At 62.2% G+C, this 1,459-nt stretch carries 1 protein-coding gene and 1 pseudogene; both read right to left on the bottom strand.

Annotated features, from left to right (window positions below; genetic code table 11):
* A pseudogene (locus tag L8U58_RS10090) lies at positions 1-942 on the bottom strand (hypothetical protein); the annotation flags it as partial.
* 115 nt (positions 943-1,057) lie between these two features.
* Positions 1,058-1,459 (bottom strand): Imm51 family immunity protein (locus L8U58_RS10095; RefSeq protein WP_269955268.1); only part of this gene is annotated, 402 nt, incomplete at its 5' end.

A 1,459-nucleotide genomic window follows, 5' to 3' on the forward strand; every position in this document is an offset into this window, starting at 1 on the left:
GGCTCCGGTTTCGTTGGTGGTGGTCAGTTGGTTGCCTTCGCCGTCGTAGGTGGCGGTGAGGGTGGTGCCGTCAGGGTGGGTGAGTGTGGTGGGCCAGCCTTCGGGGGTGTAGTCGATGCGGGTGGTGTTGCCGTCGGGGTCGAGGGTGTCGGTGATAAGGCCTTGGATGTTGAGGGTGTGGCTGGTGCGTCGGCCGGCGGGGTCGGTGATGGCGATGGTGCGGCCGGCGTTATCGCAGTCGATGTGGGTGGTGGCCCCATCGGGGTTGGTGATGCTGGCAGGGGTGATGCCGGAGACACGGTAGTCGTAGGTGTAGGTGGTGGTGGCTCCGTCGGCGGTGGTGATGGCGGTGGTCATGCCGAAGGTGTCGACTTGGTAGTCGGTGGTGTGTCCGTCGCGGCCGGTGATGCGTACGGGCATGCCCCAGGTGCCGGGTTCGATGGTTGTGGTGGTGCCGTCGGGGTAGGTGGTGTCGACGATGAGGTCGTTGTCGTCGTAGGTGTAGCAGGTGGTGGCACCGGCTGTGTTGGTGACGGTGGATGGGAGGTGGTGGTCGGTGTAGGTGGTGTCTTGGATTGCGCCTTCGGGGGTGATGATGCGCCAGACGTCGCCGGAGGCGGTGGCGCGGTAGACGGTGGGGCGGATGTCGCCGAGGAGGTCGTCGGTCAGCCAGTCGGTGGGGATGGTCCAGTTGGTGGTGGTGTCGCGGTTGGTGGTGCGGCCGCGGCCGGTGAGGCCTGCTTGGTGGAGTCCGCCGTTGAGGAGGGCTTGGTAGAGGGGGAGGTTGTGGAGGCGGTCGAGGTAGGTGTCAACGACGCTGTCGCCGGTGTCTAGGGGGTTTCCGGTGAAGTCGCCGGCGGTTTCGATGAGTACGCAGACGGTGCCACCGAGGGGTGCGTCGTCGCCGGTGTCGTCGCCCCAGTAGAGGATGTTGGGGAACATACCGCCGGTGCCGACTTGGGCGGTGACGCGGCCGTGGTCATCGTAGCGGTAGTGATACGCAGCACCATGCCAGCCCGCTGACTGGGTTTTAGTGTGTTAGGTCAGAGTTTTTCTGTTAATCGTTGAGGTCTGTACCTGCTGCTTCAGCGTGGTTGAGTGTTTCTTGTAGTTTCGCGGGATTGGTGAAGAGATCGGTGAGTTGCTCATGGAGTTGTTGCAGGGTTTCGGTGGTGCCGATGAGGCTGAACATGCCTGCTTCGCTGTCGAACTCAATGCTTTCGGTGGTGATGTTTGCTTGTCGGAGTAGGTACTTAGCGAGGTTGTCGAGGAAGTAGCCGTTGGGTGTGTGCCCTGCTTGTTCTATGACGCCGACTGCTTCCTTGGGCATGGTGTCCATAGCGGCGAACAGGGTGGTCACACCGTCGAGTTCTGCAAGGTGGAAGAGCGGTTGGTCTTCCTGCTGAGTGTCGGTTGGCATTGTGTCTTGCTCCTGGTTTTCATTGAAGTCAGGGTGTGC

This window comes from Corynebacterium macclintockiae (assembly GCF_027570165.1).
GTDB classification, from domain to species: Bacteria; Actinomycetota; Actinomycetes; order Mycobacteriales; family Mycobacteriaceae; genus Corynebacterium; species Corynebacterium macclintockiae.